Annotated in this window: 13 protein-coding genes; 1 reads left to right on the top strand and 12 read right to left on the bottom strand. The window is 49.5% G+C overall.

Annotated elements, in window-relative coordinates; all coding sequences use genetic code 11:
• Positions 1–560: 560 nt before the first annotated feature.
• The 4 genes from D3H65_RS12465 to D3H65_RS12450 all read right to left on the bottom strand — a co-directional run bounded on the left by D3H65_RS12465 (position 561) and on the right by D3H65_RS12450 (position 6085).
• Complete coding sequence (locus D3H65_RS12465; RefSeq protein WP_119050628.1) at positions 561–1550, bottom strand: Hint domain-containing protein; 990 nt, start codon at positions 1548–1550, stop codon at positions 561–563.
• Between the two features lie 219 nt (positions 1551–1769).
• Positions 1770–2942, bottom strand: a complete 1173-nt coding sequence (locus D3H65_RS12460) for a pyridoxal phosphate-dependent aminotransferase (RefSeq protein WP_119050627.1) — start codon at positions 2940–2942, stop codon at positions 1770–1772.
• 32 nt (positions 2943–2974) lie between these two features.
• Positions 2975–4552 (bottom strand): flavin monoamine oxidase family protein, encoded by a 1578-nt coding sequence (locus tag D3H65_RS12455; protein ID WP_245999737.1) that lies wholly within the window; start codon positions 4550–4552, stop codon positions 2975–2977.
• 690 nt (positions 4553–5242) lie between these two features.
• The gene (locus D3H65_RS12450) at positions 5243–6085 is read right to left on the bottom strand and encodes an alpha/beta hydrolase (protein ID WP_119050626.1); all 843 of its coding nucleotides are present in this window, start codon (positions 6083–6085) and stop codon (positions 5243–5245) included.
• 371 nt (positions 6086–6456) lie between these two features.
• Here D3H65_RS12450 and D3H65_RS12445 point away from each other — a divergent pair, with 371 nt between their 5' ends.
• A complete protein-coding gene (locus D3H65_RS12445) occupies positions 6457–7230 on the top strand; it encodes a Rossmann-like and DUF2520 domain-containing protein (RefSeq protein WP_119050625.1) in 774 nt (257 codons plus the stop codon).
• 111 nt (positions 7231–7341) lie between these two features.
• Here D3H65_RS12445 and D3H65_RS12440 read toward each other — a convergent pair whose 3' ends face one another.
• The 8 genes from D3H65_RS12440 to ppk1 form a co-directional block, all read right to left on the bottom strand.
• Positions 7342–7923 carry a DinB family protein gene (locus D3H65_RS12440; RefSeq protein WP_119050624.1) on the bottom strand — a complete coding sequence of 194 codons (582 nt, stop codon included), beginning with the start codon at positions 7921–7923 and terminating at the stop codon, positions 7342–7344.
• Positions 7924–8025: 102 nt separating this feature from the next.
• Entirely contained in the window at positions 8026–9732 is a 1707-nt protein-coding gene (locus tag D3H65_RS12435; RefSeq protein WP_119050623.1) for a S8 family peptidase, read from the bottom strand.
• A gap of 238 nt (positions 9733–9970) precedes the next feature.
• Positions 9971–11413, bottom strand: a complete 1443-nt coding sequence (locus D3H65_RS12430; protein WP_119050622.1) for an OmpA family protein — start codon at positions 11411–11413, stop codon at positions 9971–9973.
• Between the two features lie 169 nt (positions 11414–11582).
• The gene (gene amaB, locus D3H65_RS12425; RefSeq protein WP_245999736.1) at positions 11583–13109 is read right to left on the bottom strand and encodes an L-piperidine-6-carboxylate dehydrogenase; all 1527 of its coding nucleotides are present in this window, start codon (positions 13107–13109) and stop codon (positions 11583–11585) included.
• A 227-nt stretch (positions 13110–13336) separates the two neighbouring features.
• Positions 13337–15922 carry a TonB-dependent receptor gene (locus tag D3H65_RS12420; protein WP_119050621.1) on the bottom strand — a complete coding sequence of 862 codons (2586 nt, stop codon included), beginning with the start codon at positions 15920–15922 and terminating at the stop codon, positions 13337–13339.
• 192 nt (positions 15923–16114) lie between these two features.
• Positions 16115–16930, bottom strand: coding sequence for a 3-methyl-2-oxobutanoate hydroxymethyltransferase (panB, locus tag D3H65_RS12415; RefSeq protein ID WP_119050620.1), 816 nt, complete (start codon positions 16928–16930; stop codon positions 16115–16117).
• A gap of 203 nt (positions 16931–17133) precedes the next feature.
• Positions 17134–18039: a Ppx/GppA phosphatase family protein gene (locus tag D3H65_RS12410; RefSeq protein ID WP_119050619.1), complete on the bottom strand. Its 906-nt coding sequence runs from the start codon at positions 18037–18039 to the stop codon at positions 17134–17136.
• Between the two features lie 33 nt (positions 18040–18072).
• Positions 18073–20184 carry a polyphosphate kinase 1 gene (gene ppk1, locus D3H65_RS12405; protein ID WP_119050618.1) on the bottom strand — a complete coding sequence of 704 codons (2112 nt, stop codon included), beginning with the start codon at positions 20182–20184 and terminating at the stop codon, positions 18073–18075.
• Positions 20185–20360: the final 176 nt, after the last annotated feature.

Here is a 20360-nt window from a genome sequence, read left to right as displayed (position 1 = left end):
CAATAGCTACCACAATGTGTTGGAACCCCAAGGGGCGCCATTGCCGGCCTGTGCCACGGACAGCAATGGGGCTGACCAGGGATAGCTGCCACATTGCGCGCAGCTTTGCCATTTAACCATTAAACCATTAATTTCTCCAATACAATTGCTTCATGATGCGTTTTAGCTGTTCCCGAAAAGGGTACATGTTATAGTGTTAGCGACGTAGAGGGCATCGCCGGTTTAGCTATCATTAGCTATTCCTGTTGAGTAAATGGTGAGTTTGCACGTAAATGAAGATCGAGAGCGGTTCATACCTGTCCAACCGTGAGAAATCCTGAACCTGTGTGCAATTTAGTGGATACGACTTGTCGAATTAGCACAAAAAGTTATGCGATTAGCAGTTTTTTGGGGAAAGCTGCGAGCTGTTAGCTACGAGCCCTGAGAAAACAAAAAGGCCCTGGAGGGGGCCTTGGATTATGTATTTCCTTGGTTTTACAAAATATTGAACCGCGAACTGCCGCGCCGTACCAACTCGCCACTCGAAGCTCGTAGCTCGCAGCTGTTTTCTTGTAGCTGTTTTATTTCTGCAGTACCATTACTCCATTCATCATGAAGGTGTTACCGCCATCGGCCACAATATTGTACACAGGCTGGAGGCCACCGGCTGATTCCGTTTTGTGCCATACTTTGAAGGTTTCATAACGGCCGGTTGATTTATCCAGGCAAAGGATCTCATCACCCACGGCTATTGCTCCCATCTTTTTTTGTCCGCCCTGGGTCAATACGGGATGATTGGGGGTGGCTTCTACAGTTTTGCCAGACAGCCATACCTCGGTCCCAGCGGTGGTGCTGGTTTCCCGGGCAGCCAGCAAAGTAAGCCTGGTGATGGCATAATTCTTTGCGGTATGACTGGTGAGTTCTTTGACGGTCACTACATTGGTTTGCTGGGTAGCGGGATCCAACGTAAGGATGCGATCACCAGGCCGGATAGCTGCCAGGGCTTTGCTGCCACCACCGGCCATGCTCACCTGCATGGTACCCGGAAAGCAAATATCATTGCCATAAGTGCCGGATTCCTTGCTGAGGTCCTTGCCCTGGTTGGCGGCCTTGTACAACTGGAAACCAAACTCCTTCGACAACACATACGACAACTTCAACACAAAATTGGCTTCCTGCTTATCGATGGCATGAATGTCCTCAAAATACTTTTCCCATACCTTGGCATCGGCGGTGAAATGGGGCATGCAGGCTTTGTACAAAGTTCCTTTTTCATTGGTATAAAAGATCATAATACCCAGGTCGTGCATGCCTTCCTTGGCCAGGAGTTTGTAGATGTCGATGCGTTTCTTTTTGCCATCATCGCCGGTAATGAAATAAGGTTTGCGGCTTTCGTACCGGTCGAGGACATAGGTGTTCTCAAACTTTACATAGGTATCATTGTCCAGGTCTTTGACGGCAAAGGCCTTTGTTTTTTGGTATTCATCGAGGGTGAGGGTGCGGGGTTTGTCCTGGCTGTAGGAAAAGACCACTAATGAAGAAAGGGCTACGGATAGGATGAATTGTTTCATTATGTTGACTGGTTGAATGTGTGAGTCCTGAGTTGTGAATGTGTTTACTTTGATAATGTTTCAGTCTTGGTTGTCATTTCGAACGCAGCGAAGCGGAGTGAGAAATCCGTTTGCTTCGATAGCGGATTTCTCCCTTCGGTCGAAATGACAAAGAATGTAGAGTCGTAATGACCTGGAAGGGATATTCGAAATTGCAACTAAGAAAGTGTTGACAACTTACTAAGAAATCTCTTTAAACGCTTTTGCAAACTCCTGCATCTCGTCCATGGTACCAAGACTGATACGGCACCAGTCCTTACCCACAAAACGCCAGGTACGGATGCTGACGCCCCGCTTCATCATCTCATTGCTGAACTTGCCGGCTTCCATCTTAATGGGAAACATCACAAAGTTGGCCGAAGAGGGGATCCAGGTATAACCTTCTTTCTCCAGCAACTCATACAGGAATTTCTTCGAAGCCACGGTTTTGGCCTTGGCCTCATTGAGGTATTCCATATCGAGGTAAGTGGCATTGGCCGCCTGGATGGAAGTAGCTGAAATAGACATGCCGCCGGTGGAATACTGGTTGAGGGCAAGGATGATAGCAGTCGGCGCTACGGCATAACCCACCCGCAATCCGGCAAAACCATAGAGCTTGGAGAAAGTACGGGCAATGATCACATTTTGCCCCTGGCGCACAGCATCCATCATGGAAGCGCCCTTGGGATCATCGAGGTAATCAATATAGGCTTCATCAATAAAAATGGGCACTTTGGGCGATACGCGTTCGCAGAAACCTTTCAGCCTGGCCGTATCCAATACGGTAGCCGTAGGGTTATTGGGATTGCAGATATAGATGAGTTTGGTATCGGCGGTAATAGCTTTTTCCATCGCGTCGAGGTCCAGTGTATAATCGACCGTGAGCGGTACCTTAATGATATTGGCTTTGAACTGGGCAGCTTTTTCGGCCAGGTCATGGTAGGAAGGATCGCCGGTAATAATGCTGCCACCCTCTTTGCTGAAGTACATAGCGGCGGCCAGCAGCAGGGGAGAGGAGCCGGCGCCCAGCATGATCTGCATGGGTTGCACGCCTTCGTACGTGGCTATTTTGGTAGCCAGTTCACGGCCAACGGTAAAGGGATAACGGTAGCTATCGGCAATGGCGTCCTGGATGGCCTTGCGGGCTTTGGCAGAAGGGCCAAAAGGATTTTCATTGGCAGAAAGCCGTGCCTTGATCTCGGGTGGTGCGGAAAGGATGACGGATTCATCGGTTTCCCAGGTCTGTAGCGGATCAAATACCTGGGCAGGCGGATGGACCAGTAATTTGTTGGCGAAAGATGGAATAAAACCGAGCGAGCCAGTGAGCAGGGCGCCGGTTTTAAGCAGTTGGCGGCGGTTGATGTAGTTACTCATGTTTGTTAGTTTTGTTTACTCATATGGCTTAACTATCGTGGATAGGTGAGTCGTTGTTCTGATACCCGGCCATGAACGGCCGTAGCAGCTACCCGGGCGGATTCAAAAGCCCCGGCCATCCAGGAGTTGAGGTAGGTGGTATGCTCCCCAGCAAAATATACGTTTTTATCCGGTGCCAGCAAAGCTTTGTAAAGGGTTTGTCGCTCTTCTCCGCTATAAACCGCCCAGCCGCCCAGGTTGTATTGGGTCTTGTGCCAGCTTACGGAAAAAGCCTGTTCAAATTCCTGGTCATACTGCGGATGGATGAGCCGGCCTTTTTGCAGGGCCAGCTGCTGACGCTGTGCAAAAGAGAGATCACCTACCAGTTTCGCTTTTTCATTGAAATTATAATAACCGATCAGGATACCTTTCTTACCCAGGTAATCATTGGAAGGATAAAAGAGCTGCGTCAGCTCGTTATTGGTATGGGTAATGCCGCCATAGATATTTTCATCTTCTTCCCAGAAACGCCGCTTGAACTGCAGGCCGATCTTACCGGTCTTGATATAATTGGCGTAATCGATGGCCCGGCTTACCCCGGATGAAAAGTTATGGTCTATATTACTCAATACGGGCAGGGGAATGGTACAGATACAGTAATCTCCCTGCAGGCTTTTATCGCCAGCAGGTGTTTTGTAATTGACCTGCACGCCTTTCTCTGTATTGCGGATGGCGGTAACAGCTGCGTTGAACTGAATGAGGGTAGTCAGTTTCTTTTCGAATGCCTTGGCGATCATGTCCATACCACCCACCGCCTGGAACATCGTCATCTGTAGTTCGTAGGTATACTCGGCCACATTGTAAAAATCGGGATCGAGCAGTCCTGAACTCACAATGGCGGATAAGGTATGTGGATCGGCAATACGGCCTGCTTTTTCACCCGCCCCCGGTGCTTCTACATAACCACGCCGGGCGGAGGCTTTGTAGAGTTTATCGAGGTCGAGCCCGCCTTCGGCCCGCAGGTATTCCACCACCTTTTGGGCATCTTCCTTGGTGAGGGCGGCATCCACCTGGTGACTGTCCACGGCTTTGGCCAGCAGCTCGCTCAGGTAGCCGCGCACATCATTGTGTACTTCACGCACCCTTATCTTTTTATTACTCAACGGCCCTTTGCCCTCACTGAAATAATAGGCGGATTCATTGACATTATTATACACCTGCAAAGGCACATTGAGCTCTTTGCAATATTGTAAGGTGATCTGGTGGTGATGGGGAATGCGGGAAGGTCCGGCATTGAAATAAAGCCCTTCTTCAAAAGCTGCTTTTTGTGTGGGCTGTCCGGTTTCGGTGGTTACCGATCCCTTGCGCACACTCCAGCAGCGTCCGCCGGCCCTTTCCCGGGCTTCCAGGATGGTACAGCGATAGCCCAGTTTCTGGAGTTCATAAGCGGCGGTGAGTCCGGCCAGGCCTGCGCCTAAAATAATGATGTGTTCACCTTTGGCATCGCCCGGCAGGTGAAAGGGATGGGCGGGCGCTTCTTGTAAAAGACCCATGGCCATCATGGCGGGATAGGCGCCGCCAGCCAGCCGGCTGCTGTGCTGCAGGAATTTTCTCCGTGAGATCTGGTTCAAATGATAAAAAAAAATAATCGTTGATGAAACTGGTTTCAATATAAGATTTTTAGCCTTTCAGGCGGCAGGAATATAGATGAACGTTAAAATGATATGATCTTTGGATAAAATTGGATAGTGCTTTTGTTTTGCGCTGCGCGCTAGCTTGTTTTGACACTGCGTGTCTGGCTTTTTCTGTTCTTTTGCCTTGACGCAAAAGAACCAAAAAGTCAAGTCAGGCCCGATCGCTCCGCGCGGCCTGACGAGCCACTCCTCCCCAGGTTCGGTGGTGCTTATTTATTACTGGCAGCCTTAGCTTTAAATGGTTGATAATTGGCGGCTTACTTTTTTGGGGAGCTAAAGCACAGCTACACGCTCGCACTGTGGCTTGGAGGCTTTTATATGTTTCTTCAATTTTAAGCCTCGTTGACAGTTATTGCAGCAATTTACCGATAGTAGGCAGACGGCCTCAGAGAGAAAAGCGTTAAGCAATTCCCCCGCGGACGCGTTAAGCAAAGAACGATGATGATATAAGCACAAAAGCTGAGCGGCAGAATCGATCAGAGCAGTACTAAAGCCTGGCTTTAGACTTCGTTCTTTGTAGCGTCAGTCGGGGAATTGTAGCTTTTATCTCTGCAGCCTTGATCTTTTGGTTCTTTTGTATCAAGACAAAAGAACAACGAAGAGCGACGCATGCAATGCAAAAAAGTGTTATAAGAACTCAATAACCTGTTTCACAACCTTGTTGTCGCGATAAATCGCCCGGTGCCCCAGCCCGTGGGTAATGACAAAGGAAAGATGGGGATGCTGGTCATCCCGCACCTTCAGGGCATCGGAGAGGGGCGTAAGCTCATCCTGCTCATCATGGAACCACAGTACCTGCGCCTGTACCTGCTGCATGGCCCGGCGTATGGAAAAATGAGAAGGCCAGTAGCCTGATCTATCGAAGATCAGCTGGTCGAAGTCTTGGCGGATGGCCGGCCGGAGGTCGAGGAATTTGAAAAATGAGTCGATGGCGGTGGTGGTTTCGGTGGCCGGGGCTATGAGGGCCAGCCGGGTATGGGCATCATGCGGGATGGTCTCTATAAAATGCACCAGGGCGAGGCCACCCAGGGAATGGGCCATAAAATGTTGTATGGGACCATACAGCCGGTAAATTTCCTGCAGGGTGCAGATGTACAGGGGTAGGGTGATCTGTTTGCCCCCGGAGTTGCCATGCGCAGGCGCATCAAAGGCCAGCACCTCATAACCCTTGCGGATAAGGGGTGTAATATAGCGATCAAAGTTTTTGGAGGTAGATTCAAAGCCGTGAATGATGAGGGCTTTATGGGGCTGTGGATGGTTCCAGCGATGGCCCCGAACGGTGATGCCTTCCAGGGAAAAAGACAATTGTTCGGCCCGTTCAAATATGGGCGGCGTTTTCTTCTTTGATTTGCGCAGGGGCGTGCAAAATAAGTCGAATGCCTTTCGGGCTGCCCGCTTAGTGGAAACAAGCGACAGCATGTTGAACCTTGCCCGGATATAGTTGACGACCAGTTTTTGTGCGAAAGTCATGGGAGGAGGAGAATGTAGAATACAGAATTTAGAATATAGAATGGAGTGCAAGTTAGTTGATATGTTGGCAGGTTGAACGGTGCATTTTTGCACCTTTAGGTGCAATAGCTTTGTAGCAACATGTTGCGTGTTCAATGCGGCGCCGTAGGTGACGCTCCTTAAGGGGTGCGCCTACAGCGCACAAAAACCTTTGAATATGTTTTCTACAAAGCGGTAGCCCCGATGGGGCTAAATACACGTTTGCCTGGAATGTTTCACAGTGGTAAACGATGCACAGCTTGTCCCGCCATAGCGGGAACTGCCGACTGCCGATTCACGACTGCCGATTTGTCGATTGCCGTTTTTCCTTAGCTTGCAACACAAAGTAAATTATGCGCATAGGATTGATCGGTACGGGTAATGTGGCTACGATACTGGGCCGGAAAATAACAGCAGCAGGGCATGAAGTGGTGCAGGTATATGGGAGGTCAGCGATACATGCCCAACAACTGGCGGCTGAACTGCAGGCTGCTTATACCACGGATATGGATCACCTGGATCCCCATGCCGATCTGTACATCATTGCCGTGGCCGATGCTGCTATAGCATCTGTGGCGGCTTCCCTGCCTCTGCAAGATAAACTGGTGGTGCATACTGCCGGATCGGTATCGAAAGAGGTGTTGAAAGTTGCCAGTACACGGTACGGTATTTTCTATCCTTTACAAAGCTTGCGCAAGGAAATGGAGCAGTTGCCAGACATTCCCCTGCTGATAGATGCCAACACACCGGACGACCTTGCCTTGCTGCGTGACCTGGCGCTAAGCCTTTCTACCCAGGTGGGTGTGGCCAGTGATGAACAGCGGTTGAAACTGCATGTGGCAGCAGTGATGGTGAGCAACTTTACCAATCATTTGTATACGTTGGCGGAGCGGTACTGCCAGGCGGAGGGCGCCGATTTCTCCCTGTTGCATCCGCTGATCGTGCAGGTGGCAGAACGGTTGCAGTATATGTCGCCCCAGGATGCTCAAACCGGACCGGCCATACGGTATGATACACCTACCATTGAAAAGCATATGGCCTTGCTGGAACAGCATGGGGAAATGAAGGAGTTGTATGCATGGTTTACGAAAAGCATTCAAAAGCAAGCTGCGAGCGGTGAGCTTTGAGCTACGAGCAAAAGGCAATAAGATTTCGTATTCAGGGGAGGAGTTAGCTGTTAGGAATTAGCATTTAGCCATACAAAAGACATGAGGCTGTTAATCGCCAATAGCTAACCGCTAAGAGCTAAAACCTAATCCCTGGTTCTTTTTGCTTCCTTTCTTCTTCACCGCCTTCTTCGCGGGATATTCATTCAGGTAACGTTCTTTAATGATGTTCATATGATGGGCTACATGTCCGGCACAAACGAAACCGAGGCCGACAACGCTCATGGGATTGTTGTTGGCAGTGCCGGTGGCCAGCAGCTGGTCTTCATCGAATGATTGGAAGAATAGCTCCGTAGACACACGCAGGGCAGTGAATTCATCTACCAGGTCGCCCCAGCTGCGTTTGGGCGCTTTGGCGGTAATGGCCCATACATTCTCGTCGAAGCCGGGCAGGGGAACGGTGTCCTTTCGGGCAAAATGCAGCGCCCGGAACACGAACACCCTTTCGGCATCGACAATATGCTGCAACAGCTCTTTCAACGTCCATTTGCCTTCCGCGTAGGCATAGTTGATCTTCTTTTTAGGAATGTTCTTCAGCATTTTGCGAAAGCGCCTGGTATTCTTTCGTAAGGCATCTTCCAGGTTGTTCTCAGCAACAGCGTTGACATAACGCATAAAAGATTCCGGCATCGAGACTTCTTTCCGGCTGACCATAGTTGGATTGTTTAGCTAAAGCTATTGAAAAGAGTTGACAAGAAAAAAGCGTTTACCATGTTACCGGTAAACGCTTTTCAAACTTATGATCTATTGACTGCCTTACCCCTTCTTATTCTGCAAAGTAGGTTTGGGTGTCTTCTTCTGCGGAGCTGCTTTGGCAGGCTGCAGGGTGGCTGCAATCTTGGCGGCTTCGTATACATTGATCACACCACCGGTCTTGCTGATCTCAGACAGGTTTACTTCCTCATCAGTACCGGGTTTATTTACCTTGTCAGGAGGAGCCTGGGCTGATTTTTCCAGGCAGTATTTGATCTGCTCGGGGGTGAGGTAAGGGAAATATTCCAGCAGGAAGGCCGCTGCGCCGGCTACTACCGGTGAGGCCATGCTGGTTCCCTGTGCATTACCATAGGTGGTGGTGCCGGGAATGGTGGAATAGATCTTTACACCGGGTGCAAACACATCTACTTCTTTTTTACCATAGTTGGAGAAAGAAGCCGTGATGCCACCTGCTTTGGGGTCGCCACTGGCCCCAACGGTGATCCAATTGGTAGCTTTTGTCTTACCATCCACGGATACGGGATTGGGAAAGTTGTCGGCAGTATCTACATTCTTGGCATCGTTACCTGCCGCATGTACCAGTAATACACCTTTGGTATCAGCATATTTTACAGCCTCATCGATCCATTTCTTCCGGGGAGAGAAATCCTTACCAAAACTCATGTTGATGATCTTTGCGCCATTGTCTACCGCATAGCGGATAGCCAGGGCAATGTCTTTATCGTGCTCATCACCATCGGGCACGGCACGGATCATCATGATGCGCACATTGTCGGCTACACCGTCCATACCCTTGCCATTGTTGCGCACGGCGCCGATGATACCGGCTACGTGGGTGCCATGGAAGGGGGTAGAGGCCATTACATCGGGATTGCCGTAATATTTATCATTGATATCGTCTTCGTTATCGCCCACAATGTCGGCCCGGTAGCTGGGGGGCACTTTGTCTTTGGCTTCTGCTTTCCTTTCTTCACCGCTTACAAATTCATCAAAATCACCAATGAGGTCCTTATTGGTTTGGTCCATACGCTGGTTGGCGCGGAAGAGATAGAGCAGGTTTTCACGGGCTGCTTTGGCTACAGGATCGGCAGCCGTCATGGTATCCAGGTCGTTGCCGGTGAATGTTTCTTTGCTTAAAGCTACCTGCAGGATGCTATCGCCTTTCTTGGCGCCTTTGAGCAGGCGTTTCAGCAACCCCAGATCGATCTGTGGTTCGCCATCGCCGCCTTCAATGCGCGACTTTGCTTTGAGCCACATATGGTATTCGGCCAGGTCATCACCTTTTAAAGTAGCAGGATCGATTTTCTTGCCGTCGTACTTGGGTTTCAGTTTGTGGTACACACGGGCGCCTTCATAAGAATCCTGCTTAAGGTTGCGGCCGTCTTTGTTACCGATAAAGTTCCAGCCATACACATCATCTACATAACCGTTGCCGTCATCGTCGATGCCATTGCCCGGTATCTCTTTGGGATTTTTCCACAATATATCTTTCAGGTCTTCGTGCAGGGTATCCACACCGGAGTCGATAACGGCTACCACTACTGTTTTGCCTTTTAATTTCTTGGACTTGATGAATTCATAGGCCTTGTCTACACTGATGCCATAATAACCATCTTTCGCCTTATCCAGCAAATGCCAGCCTTTGGGTAATTCTTCTGTTTGCGTATGGTTATCCTGTTGAGCCTGCGAGATGAATCCTGTCAACACAAGGGCGACAGCCAGCCCTGTAACTTTTACCGGTTTAATCATTGTGATTGATTTATTACTTACTCTCAGATGTTTTTCTTACCTGATGCGTTTGTTGCAAAGTCGCAAATATCTTGTTTTTTACTATTTATTAACGTTATTTATTCGGCGATGAGCCGGCAATCGGCAGTCGGCAGTAACTTCCTGCTGTCTCAACTAATCCTGTGCCCAAAGTATAAAAAGAAGGCCATTCATGCCGGAAGATTACATGAATGGCCTATGAATATTTCGTAGCAGCAGGTTATTCGACCAGTTTGAGTTCCACACGCCTGTTTTTGGTACGGCCTTCCTCGGTTGAGTTATCAGCAATAGGTTTGGCCGATCCATTACCGGTTGCTTTCAGCCTGTCGGCAGCAATACCCCTGTCGGTCAGGTATTTCTTCACCATATCGGCCCGTTTCTGCGATAACTGCAGGTTTTTAGCCGCCTGACCGCTATTATCGGTATACCCATCAATGGTCAGGTGAAGCGCCGGGTTCTTTTGAAGGATGGCGATCACATCCAGCAATGCTGTATGGGAGCTGCCGGCCAGGTTTTCACTGCCTTTCTGGAATAATATGTTGCGGGCTGCATAGTTTACTTTTTCAATGGCTTCCTGCCGGATCACCGGACAGCCATTATTGGCCCTGGGGCCAGCTTCTGTAGGGCATTTGTCTTCCTTGTCGATCACGCCATCGCCATCGGTATCCGGCTCAGGTTTGGGCAGGGGACAGCCATTATTGGAGGCAGGACCGGCTTCTGTAGGACACTTGTCTTCCTTGTCATTCACACCATCCTTATCTGTATCGGGTATGGGGCAGCCTTTATAAGCCGCTACACCGGGTATTTCGGGGCATTTGTCTACATGATCGGCAATACCATCCCCATCTTTATCCGGGCAGCCATTGGTGAGCGCTGTACCGGGCAGGGTGGGGCAGGCATCCTGGTCGTCGGGTATACCATCCTTGTCCTTATCCCTGGGTTTGGGCGGGGCAGGCGGTTTTGCCTTGCTGAGCCAGAAACCGATGGAAGCGCCGATCACCTTGTGTTTGAAAGTGCCATCATAATCAGCTTCGAAGAAATTGCTGAGGCCCTGACTGTAGAAGCCAGAGAGGATGACGTTGCCCAATTCAAAGCCCGCCCTTCCATTGATACCAAAATCGAAGGTTTTTGCCTTGTTCTTACCCTTACCTACTTCGATATCATCTTCTGCCTTGCTAAACTTGAGCGTGGTATCGGTGGGCGCCACCAATAATTCCGATTTGGTCTTGCCATTGTAGAAGAAGCTGATATAGGGGCCTGCACTTACAAAGAACTTACCCTTTTTACCAAGGGGCATTTTATACGTGAGGTTGATGGGGATATCGATGTAATTGAGAAAGAAATTGCTTTTAAGGGATAAGGTGTCCGTATGGACTACGGAAGTATCAAAAGCCTGCTGGAACTTCCTGCCCTTGGACATATAAAAGAAACCAGGCTGCAGGGCCAGGTTGCCGGTGCGGTTGAGAGGTATTTCTGCCAGGAAACCGGCATTAAAGCCGCCACGACTGGTATAGAAGGGCTTTACTTTGGCATCCCAGCCCGGAATACTGTTCTTTTCATCAATGGAAGCGGAATGGGGACCAGCGAGCACGGCCAGCCTGAGCTGGGCAAAGCCGGAAGAAACGATCACCAAAAAGGATAACAGGGTAAACAATTTTTTCATAAAGAGGTAGCTTTCCAACCATTACTAACGAATTGGACGACAAAATAGTATGGGGGAAAAGAGACAGAATGTAGAATACAGAATCCAGTATCCAGAAGCTTTTGCGGGTTTGCCTGGTCGGCCCCTGTATTTCTTCTGTATACTGGATTCTAAATTCTGTATTCTTTTCTTATAGATCGAATTTAATGCCCTGTGCCAAAGGCAGTTGGGTGGAATAATTGATGGTATTGGTTTGCCGGCGCATATAGGCTTTCCAGGCATCACTGCCGCTTTCCCGTCCGCCACCGGTCTCTTTTTCCCCTCCAAAAGCACCGCCGATCTCTGCTCCTGAGGTGCCAATATTCACGTTGGCAATGCCGCAATCGCTGCCGGCATAGGAGAGGAATTGTTCTGCTTCGCGTAGGTTGAGGGTCATGATGGAGGAAGAGAGCCCCTGCGGTACGCCATTCTGAATAGCGATGGCTTCTTCGAGGGTCTTGTATTTCAACAGGTATAAGATCGGTGCAAAGGTTTCGTGCTGTACAATGGCATACCCGGGTTGCGCTTCGGCAATACAGGGTTTTACATAACAGCCGCTTTCGTAGCCCTTGCCTTCCAGCACACCGCCTTCCACAATGAAAGTGCCGCCTTCCTTTTTGCAGGCTTCAATGGATTGACTGTAGAGGCGTACGGCATCTGTATCGATGAGGGGGCCTACATGGTTCTTTTCATCCAGGGGATCGCCAATGCTGAGTTGCTTGTAAGCACTTACCAGTTTATTCTTTACTGTATCATAAACAGATTCGTGGATGATGAGGCGGCGGGTGGTGGTACAACGTTGTCCGGCCGTACCTACCGCACCGAAGATTGCGCCACGCAGGGCGATGTCGAGGTCCGCATCTTTGGAAATGATGATGGCATTGTTACCGCCCAGTTCCAGCAGGGCCTTGCCCAGGCGGGCGCCTACGGCAGCTCCTACTGCTTTGCCCATGCGGGTAGAGCCGGTGGCTGATACGAGGGGTATCCGGCCGTCGGCAGCCATCCATTCACCGGCATCGCGGTTGCCAATGATCAGCCCGCTTACACCTTCCGGTACATTATTTTTAGCAAATACTTCGGCAATGATATGCTGACAGGCTACTGCGCAAAGGGGTGTTTTTTCTGATGGTTTCCACACACACACATTACCACATACCCAGCCCAGCATGGTATTCCAGCTCCATACCGCCACGGGGAAGTTGAAGGCGGAGATAATACCTACAATACCCAGGGGATGCCATTGCTCGTACATGCGGTGGGCGGGCCGCTCACTGTGCATGGTGAAGCCATGCAACTGGCGGGAAAGTCCTACTGCAAAATCGCAGATGTCGATCATTTCCTGTACTTCGCCATATCCTTCCTGCAGGCTTTTGCCCATTTCATAAGACACTAATTTGCCCAGCGGCTCTTTGTATTGACGGAGGGCTTCGCCTATCTGGCGCACCACTTCCCCTCTCTTGGGGGCGGGCCACTGGCGCCAGGCCAGGAAAGCTTCTTCGGCTTTGGTGATCACGGCTTCATAACCTGCCCGATCGGCGGGTTGTACGGTGCCGATGAGCTTACCATCCACCGGGGAATGGGATTGAATGGGCGTGCCTGTCGTATTGATCCATGCTTTGCCGGTTGACACCCCGGCATTATTCGCTTGTATTTTCAGCGAGGCAAGAAAATCCATCATGTTTTTTTGTTAAGAGGGCAAAAGTACGAAGACGAAATAGAATGCAGACTATAGAATACAGAATATAGAATCCAGTATGTAGAATACGGAATAACAGCCGGCATCATAGAAAAATGAAGTTGCAAAGGAACTGCCTGGGCGCTATGCTGTTTTCAGTTTCTATTATTCGGGCTCTGTTCCGGGCTTAAATTCTGTATTCTAAATTCTGTATCCTGTATTCTATGTTTTTAGAACGTAAAGCTCAGGCGGGCAAAATAGTGACGGCCGCCGAAATTCATTTGCACAGAATCCCACAGGCCGCCTTCTTCGGTATTTTCCTGGTCCTGCTTATCGGGATATACATTGAACAGGTTGTCGGCGCCGGCATACAGCGCTATATTCCTGGAAATACGGTAGCCCAGCGTGAGGTCGGTGGTCACTTTGGGATCGTATACATTGGGTTTGTCATCGTAGCCCAGCAGGGTCACTTCGCCAAAGCGTACCAGGCGAGCCGTGGCGCTGAATTTTGCGATGGTATAGTCGACAGTCAGGTTGATCTTGCTTTTGGGGGCAGAGGCGATAATGAATGATTTTTCCCGGGCGCTGAGGTAATTGTCTTCTTTGCCCACCAGCTTGGGGCTGGTATGAATGCTTTCGATGGTGAGTTTATTGAAATTGCCTGCCAGGGTAGTGGTTAACCGGCCATCACCCAGTCGCCCGCTGTGTGTAATGATCACATCCAGGCCAATATTGCGGGAGTCGATGGCATTGGTAAAGAAGTTGGCGGCGCCGACACCCAGTGCTGCCAGGTCGCTGCCAATATCCGGATCACTCTGGTCGAAAGTGCCGGTGAGCACGATGCGGTCTTTTACATTGATGAGGTAACCATCCACGGTAAGCGTAAGGTTGTTGACGGGTTTGGCAGTAAAACCGGCGCTCAGGTTTACTGATTTTTCTTCTTTCAATGGTGGTATGCCCAGCGTGCGGGTTACCGTGCTGAGGTTGTTGGCCAGTAATATCTCGATGGGAACTCCTTGCTCGAAGTTGGTATAAATGGTATTGAAATAGGTTTGCTGCAGGGAGGGGGCACGGAAGCCCGTACTCACGGATGCGCGCAGGTTAAACCCCGGCGCTACTTTGACGCGGGTGGCCAGTTTGCCATTGAGGGTGCTGCCAAAGTCGCTGTACTTTTCATACCGCACGGCGCCGGATAACAGGAAGGCCTTGCTTACATCCAGTTCCACATCTACATAACTGCCAAAGTTGGTGCGGCTGGCATTGACCTCGTTGCGGGGCTGGAAGCCGGGAAAGCCTTGTGAGCCGGCAGGTCTTTCCAGCTTATCATATTTTACCACCCGGTTGTTGATCACCGTATCGATGATCCCATAGTTTTGCCAGGAGCCTTCTTCACCGGCAAAGATATTGTAGCGGTCTACCCGGTATTCTGCGCCGAAAGCTACGTTGAGCCCGGCCGCCACATCAAATGGTTTAGAGAAGTTAATGCTGGTCGTATTTTGAGAGAACCAGAATCCGCCTGCATCGAAATGCGTGGGCGATTTGGCCAGCAGGGTAGCATTGAGGGTACCATCTACATAATAGTGCATCTTGTTTTTGCCATAGGTATTGTTGAGGTCGATATTCCAGCCATCGTGCATGGTGCGGATACCTACGGAAATAGAATTGTCGTCGATGGCCGATTGTATGCGTGGGTCGAAGCCATTGGGATAGATCTCTTTTACATTTCTGTTGTCATCGGCATCGCGCGACCAGGCAAAAGCATCTGTAAAGCGATGCGTGGTACCACCAAAGGCATATATGGAGGTATTGGCGGCTACGGGAATTTCACTGTTGAAGAAGGCGCTGAAACTTTCTGCAGAGGCATCGCCAAACTCCCGGCGATAAGTAACGGCTCCGGGCGGCGGCACCCGGTTGGTCTTGGCATTGGTGAGGTAATCCGCTGTGAAGTTCACAAATCCTTTCTCGCCAATGCGGGTACCGTAGTTGGCATTCAGCTGGAAGCTTTCGCCATCGTACTTCCTGTCAGTGCGGTATTTTTTGGCATCGTATACACCTGAATTGATATTGGCAGAAAATTCATTGACCGATGATTTGAGGATCACATTGACCACACCTGCGATGGCGTCGGAGCCATACTGGGCAGAGGCGCCATCGCGCAGCACTTCCACCCGGTCGATAGCGCCAGCGGGGATAGCATTGAGGTCTGTGCCGGTATTGCCCCGGCCGCGGGTACCAAATAAGTTGATGAGGGAGCTTTGGTGCCTTCTTTTTCCATTGATCAATACCAGGGTTTGATCGGGACCCAGACCACGGATGGTGGCGGGATCAATATGGTCGGCGCCATCGGAGCCGGATTGTTTGTTGGCATTGAAAGAAGGGGTGGCAAACTGGAGCATATTATTGATATCGAACTTGCCGGTTTGCCGGGCAATGCTTTTGATATCGATCACGTCGATAGGTACGGCGGTTTCCATAGCCGTGCGGCCTAATCTGCGGCTGCCCACAATGGTTATTTCTTCGAGGTTGCCGGCACCTGCCGTCAATTCAATATCCAGTGTTGCCTGGTTGTCTACCGTTATTTCTGAAGTGGCATAGCCGATATACCTGATAATAAGTATGTCGCCTTTTTTAGCGGAGAGGGTGAAAGTGCCTGTGTTGGAGGAGATGGTACCCTGGTTGGTGCCTTTGATGTTGATGGAGGCGCCGGCGAGTGGTTCTTTGGTCTTGGCGTCTTTTACTGTTCCGGAGAGGGTGTTTTGTGCGGATAGCAGATAAGAGCTGGCAATTAATGCCAGCAGCAAAAATAGTTTTCTCATGATAGTCCTGTTTGGTTACTCCTAATTTAACGGATTTATCGGAGAAAGCCATGGAATGTGGAACACAAGAAGGCTATATAGGCATATCTCCTTATACCCACGAAGTAAAGGATTGCCGATTGCCGACTGCCTGCGAAGCAAAGGATTCTATATTCTATATTCTATATTCTGTATTCTGTATCCTGTATTCTCTTAATACTGTTCTTGCTCGTTGGGAAAATCTCTATCTTTGACGTCCTTAATGTAGTGTTTAACGGCGTTGGTTACCTGTTCATGCATATTGAGGTATTGGCGCAGGAAGCGGGGTTTGAATTCTGTATTGATGCCTAGCAGGTCATGCATCACCAATACCTGGCCATCGCAATGGCGGCCTGCACCAATACCAATGGTGGGGATGGCTACACTTTCTGATACTTCCTTGGCCAGGAGGGCTGGTATCTTTTCCAGTACCATGGCAAAACAGCCTGACTCCTGCAATATTTTAGCATCGCTGCGCAGCTTATTGGCTTCGGCCTCTTCTTTGGCGCGCACGGTATACGTACCAAATTTATAGATCGACTGCGGCGTTAATCCCAGGTGCCCCATCACGGGTATACCGGCTGCCAGGATGCGTTTGATGGATTCTACAATTTCTTCGCCCCCTTCCAGTTTAACCGCATGGGCGCCTGTTTCCTTCATGATGCGGATGGCCGAGGCCAGCGCTTCCTTGGAATTGCCCTGGTAGGTACCAAAGGGAAGGTCTACTACTACCAGCGAGCGTTCCACTCCCCTGATCACCGAGGAGGCGTGGTAGATCATCTGGTCGAGGGTAATCGGTAAGGTGGTCTCATGGCCTGCCATTACATTGGAGGCAGAGTCACCTACCAGGATCACATCGATGCCGGCGGCATCGAATATTTTGCCAAAGGAAAAGTCATAGGCCGTGATCATGGAGATCTTCTCGCCCGTGCTTTTCATTTTCTGCAAGGTATTGGTGGTGATCCTTTTTACTTCCTTATTAACAGACATGGGAGTGATTTTTTGTTAAGCGGGCGGAAAGGTATGAAATTTCGGGTATCGTGTTACGGGTTTCGGGTTGCTGCCGCGTTGTGGGAAAGTTTCACCTGCTTTAACCCGCTGGTTACCGAAGCAGCGCTACGATAGCAACAATTATTTAAACAATTAAGTTGTGACACCTAAAGAACCCGAAACACTAAACTCTAAACCCGAAACTATAAAGCAGACAACTTTTGCTTCGTTTTGAGTTCTTCATACAGGTGCTGTATGAGTCCATCGGCCAAACCGATCTTGGGTACAAATATTTCGGTGATATTGGCCCAGCGCATTACATTGATGTAGATCTGCAGGGCGGGTACGATCACATCAGCACGGTCTTCCCGCAGCCTGTACAGCCGCATCCGGTCGGCCAGGGTAAAACTGCTGAACTCTTTGTAATAATCTTTGAGTAGTTCCAGTTGAAGGGGTTTACCTTCCTTACGTTTGGAGATGGAGAATATTTTATTGATGTTACCACCCGATCCGATGGCCACCATATCATTGTAATGACCCCGGGTTTCGCGTTTGATCATGTCTTTCATTTCCTCCCATTGGGCATCCTCTACCTGTTTTTTGAGCAGGCGGATGGTACCAATGTTGAAGGAACGTTTGAATACCAGTTTACTGTCGGCAAAGAAGGTAAGTTCAGTACTGCCACCGCCTACGTCAATATAGAGATAGGAGTGGTCCTTATCAAGGTTTTCGGCAATATGGTTCTCGTAGATGAGGGAGGCTTCTGCTTCGCCGGTAATGATCTCAATGTCGATACCTGTCTCCTCTTTCACCCGTTGAAGGATACGATCGGCATTGGCGGCATCGCGCATGGCGGAGGTGGCAGCGGCTTTCAGGTAGGGTACTTCATACGCATCCAGCAGGTGCCGGTAGGCCTTGAGGGTATTCATGATCATGGCTTCTTTCTCCGGGGATATCTCCTGCTGTTCAAATACATCAAAACCCAGGCGAAGCGGTACCCGTATTAGATTGATCTTCTGAAACAGGGGTTTGCCATTATCCTGCATACTCACATCGGAGATCAGCAATCTTGCCGCATTACTTCCTATATCAATAGCCGCCAGTCTCATGGATTAGTTTAAGAATGAATTTGCCGGCCTGCATCAGACTGCTGAAGCCGCCTGTACCACAGGCGGTTGCACAATGCCCAGCACAGCGCTGGTTTTCTGATGCAGGTAATTATAGATCTCTACCTGCGACCGGACCTTCTTCTGTTTTCTGTCGCGCACATACCGGTTGCTCAGATCATTGTCCAAAATTCTGGCTTTTACATTATCACTCAATTGAATTTCAAGGATATTTTTCAACACTTTCTTAATATTCTCATCAACTATAGGGCAAGTGGCTTCTACCCGGTGGTCGAGATTGCGCACCATCCAGTCGGCTGAGGAGATAAATACTTTTTCATCTCCATTGTTGTGGAAGATGAACACCCGGGCATGTTCGAGAAACTCATCAATTATGCTCACTGCCTTTACAGGCTGCTTGAATTTTTTGCTTTCGGAGTACATGCAGAAGATACCGCGGATGATGAGCTTGATCTCCACGCCGGCCCTGGCTGCATCATAGAGGCGGGTGATCAGTTCTTCATCAGACAGGGAATTCATCTTAAGTGTAATGCCGGCCGGTAAACCGGCACGTGCATTCCTGATCTCTTTGGTGATGAGCTTATTCAGTTCGCGGCGCAGACTGGTAGGGCAGGGGATCAATGTTTTACAGGCTTTCAGGAACCTGATGCCTTCCCTGGGCTTTTCCAGGTAATTGAAAAGGCGGTTCACATCTGCCATGATGAAGCGGTCGGCTGTCAGCAAACAATGATCGCCGTATACAAAGGATGTTTTCTCATTGAGGTTGCCGGTGCTTACAAAGCCATAATGAATGGTATGATTGTTCTGCCGCTTTTTGATCAGGCAGATTTTGGCATGCACTTTCATATTGGGAATACCAATTACAACTTTTACCCCTTCCAGTTCGAGGCGTTCTTTCCATTCGATGTTGTTCTCTTCATCAAAACGTGCTCTCAGCTCGAGCATCACGGTTACATGCTTGCCGTTACGTACAGCATTGATGAGGGCATTGATCACCTTGGAGTTGGATGCCAGCCGGTAGGCGGTGATCTTGATAGAGGTAACATCGGGATCGATGGCTGCTTCACGCAGCAGGTCGATCACGGGATTGAAAGAATGATAGGGGAAGTTGAGCATCACATCCGTCTGCAGGATCGTATCTGTCACCCGCATGGTATTTTTCAGCAGGGGATGCTGGAAGGGTTTCTTCCGCTGGCCTTTGCGCTGGAATACATCGGGGAAGTCCATAAAGTGGCGGAAATTGTGGATGCGCCCGCCGGGTATTACACTTTCTTTCCGGGAGATATTGAGCTTTCTGATCAGGTAGGCGAGGAGGCCGTCGTCCATTTCTTTGTCATACACAAAGCGTACGGGTTTGCCCTTGCGCCTGTTCTTGAGGCCCTTTTCTATTTTTTGGATCAGTGAGGTAGCAAGGTCGGTATCGAGGTCGAGCTCTGCATCTTTGGTCACTTTAAATACCCAGGATTGGTAGCGGTCGTAGCCAAAGTAGGAGAAGATGCTTTTCAGGTTGTAGCGGATCACATCTTCCAGCAGGATGATATGGTGCTCTCCGTCGGGGGAGGGCAGTTTGGTGAAGCGGCCAATAGCTTTGGAGGGCACTTCTATGACAGCATATTTGCGTCGCAGAGTGGCATCCTTGCGGGACAATACCACGCCCAGGTAAATAGATTTATCGCGCAGGTAGGGAAACTGGGGAATACTTTCCACCATCAGGGGGATGATATTGGAGCGTACTTCTTCCTCGAAATAGGTCTGCACAAACTTCTGCTGGTCTTTATTCAGCTGTTTTTCATTGACCAGGTAGATCTTTTCGCGGGCGAGGTCTTTGCGAACGGTTTCCCATATCTGGTTGAATTCCGCCTGCTGTTCCAGTACGATCTGCTGGATCTGGTCCAGGATACGATCGGGAGACTGCTCCAGGTGCATATTCCGGAGTTTGCTGCCCATTTCCGTCATGCGTTTGAGGGTGGCCACCCGCACCCGGAAGAATTCGTCCATATTATTAGAGAAGATGCCCAGGAATTTGATCCTTTCGCGGAGGGGCACGCTGGGGTCGGCTGCTTCCTGTAATACCCTTGCATTAAATGATAGCCAGCTGATATCTCTTGCAATGGTTTTCCTTTTCATTAGTGTCATTTAGAATAGCCTTTTACCAAAGATGTGTCAGGTAAAAGGAACTTTAAATTAAGGAATTATTAATTATCAGCCTGTTTTTCATAGACTTGCGGGTATAGATATTTTACTTATGGTGATTTTTATAAATACTAAAATAATGTTATGTTTGTAGGGTAAAAGGCTTTAAT

Source organism: Paraflavitalea soli (assembly GCF_003555545.1).
GTDB classification, from domain to species: domain Bacteria; phylum Bacteroidota; class Bacteroidia; order Chitinophagales; family Chitinophagaceae; genus Paraflavitalea; species Paraflavitalea soli.
The sequence above is the reverse complement of the archived record's forward strand: the minus strand, read 5'-3'. Positions and strand labels throughout refer to the sequence as shown.

Bases quoted from the DNA above. Each gene is read 5' to 3' on its own strand.
- D3H65_RS12465 (WP_119050628.1), bottom strand. From the start codon at position 1,550: ATGAAACAATTCATCCTATCCGTAGCCCTTTCTTCATTAGTGGTCTTT.
- D3H65_RS12460 (WP_119050627.1), bottom strand. From the start codon at position 2,942: ATGAGTAACTACATCAACCGCCGCCAACTGCTTAAAACCGGCGCCCTG.
- D3H65_RS12450 (WP_119050626.1), bottom strand. From the start codon at position 6,085: ATGACTTTCGCACAAAAACTGGTCGTCAACTATATCCGGGCAAGGTTC.
- D3H65_RS12445 (WP_119050625.1), top strand. From the start codon at position 6,457: ATGCGCATAGGATTGATCGGTACGGGTAATGTGGCTACGATACTGGGC.
- D3H65_RS12440 (WP_119050624.1), bottom strand. From the start codon at position 7,923: ATGGTCAGCCGGAAAGAAGTCTCGATGCCGGAATCTTTTATGCGTTAT.
- D3H65_RS12435 (WP_119050623.1), bottom strand. From the start codon at position 9,732: ATGATTAAACCGGTAAAAGTTACAGGGCTGGCTGTCGCCCTTGTGTTG.
- D3H65_RS12430 (WP_119050622.1), bottom strand. From the start codon at position 11,413: ATGAAAAAATTGTTTACCCTGTTATCCTTTTTGGTGATCGTTTCTTCC.
- amaB (WP_245999736.1), bottom strand. From the start codon at position 13,109: ATGATGGATTTTCTTGCCTCGCTGAAAATACAAGCGAATAATGCCGGG.
- D3H65_RS12420 (WP_119050621.1), bottom strand. From the start codon at position 15,922: ATGAGAAAACTATTTTTGCTGCTGGCATTAATTGCCAGCTCTTATCTG.
- panB (WP_119050620.1), bottom strand. From the start codon at position 16,930: ATGTCTGTTAATAAGGAAGTAAAAAGGATCACCACCAATACCTTGCAG.
- D3H65_RS12410 (WP_119050619.1), bottom strand. From the start codon at position 18,039: ATGAGACTGGCGGCTATTGATATAGGAAGTAATGCGGCAAGATTGCTG.
- ppk1 (WP_119050618.1), bottom strand. From the start codon at position 20,184: ATGAAAAGGAAAACCATTGCAAGAGATATCAGCTGGCTATCATTTAAT.